We start from the raw sequence: 919 nt of genomic DNA, 5'->3' as shown, positions 1-919 counted from the left end.
GGACTACTTCGAGATGATCGATGCCTTCATCGGAAAAACATTGGGAAAAGAAGCGCAAAGTCGCTACAAAATCATTATTGATGATCCTGTTGCGGTCGCCAAGTATGTAAAAACACACTTAGAAGAAGTCAAAGCATACCGACGCAAACGCCGAGACGCCTTTTATTACAACTGGCTGTTAAAAATTGATCCAATCTTTCAGCAACCTTTCGAGCCGACCCATGAACTCATGGCTAGTCTAGACCTGAGCAAAGACCAAGAGCCCCATTGTCTCGCCGCCAATTTACGCCGAGCATTTTCGGGAATTGTTGCCGGTAACGTGAAGGCCAAAGGTGTTCAGCAAATAAAAGAAAAAGGCCCTTTCGAGATCAAAGGAGATGAACACATACTGGGGCCGATGGATACGCTGCTCCGCGCTTTCGTCGAGCAAGGGCGGATGAAGCTGCCGGGCTCTCAATATGAGCCTTGTTATACCATCGTGAAGTAGCTCAAGAAAAAGCCGAAACGTCGTGTTTCGGCTTTTTCACATTTTTAGCAACACAAAAAGAATTCTACTTAAGTGAGCTGTAGTACTCCGCTAAGTTTTCGATGTCCGCATCAGACAGCCCTGCTGCTTGCGCTTGCATGATCGCAGCCATACCACCAGTGCGTTGCTTCGCCTTGTAAGCCTTCAACGAAGAAACTAGATATTCCTTGTTCTGACCCGCCAAATTCGGATAGGTCTTAATCGCCGCCATACCATTCGCACCATGACATGCTGCGCAAACCGCAGACTTCGCTTTGCCTGCTGCCGCATCGCCTGCAATAGCAGTGCTGGCACCGAAAGCCATGCACATGGCAGATAATAGGATCGCTTTCTTCAACATCTTGTTTCTCCATTTTGATCAGAACTGGCGAAGACATGGCTCCGCCGCTTCAG

2 protein-coding genes are annotated in these 919 nt (G+C 48.2%); one reads left to right on the top strand and one right to left on the bottom strand.

Translation table 11 applies throughout. From position 1 onward, the window contains the following. A partial coding sequence (locus A3750_RS18465) for a pyrimidine/purine nucleotide monophosphate nucleosidase domain-containing protein (protein WP_156498725.1) occupies positions 1-487 on the top strand: 487 nt, incomplete at its 5' end. A 64-nt stretch (positions 488-551) separates the two neighbouring features. On the opposite strand, the gene A3750_RS18460 is transcribed toward A3750_RS18465, so the two are convergent. Then, positions 552-866, bottom strand: a complete 315-nt coding sequence (locus A3750_RS18460; RefSeq protein WP_068465990.1) for a c-type cytochrome — start codon at positions 864-866, stop codon at positions 552-554. Between the last annotated feature and the right edge of the window lie 53 nt (positions 867-919).

The organism is Oleiphilus sp. HI0079, assembly GCF_001635105.1.
The sequence above is the reverse complement of the archived record's forward strand: the minus strand, read 5'-3'. Positions and strand labels throughout refer to the sequence as shown.

Bases quoted from the DNA above. Each gene is read 5' to 3' on its own strand.
- A3750_RS18460 (WP_068465990.1), bottom strand. From the start codon at position 866: ATGTTGAAGAAAGCGATCCTATTATCTGCCATGTGCATGGCTTTCGGT.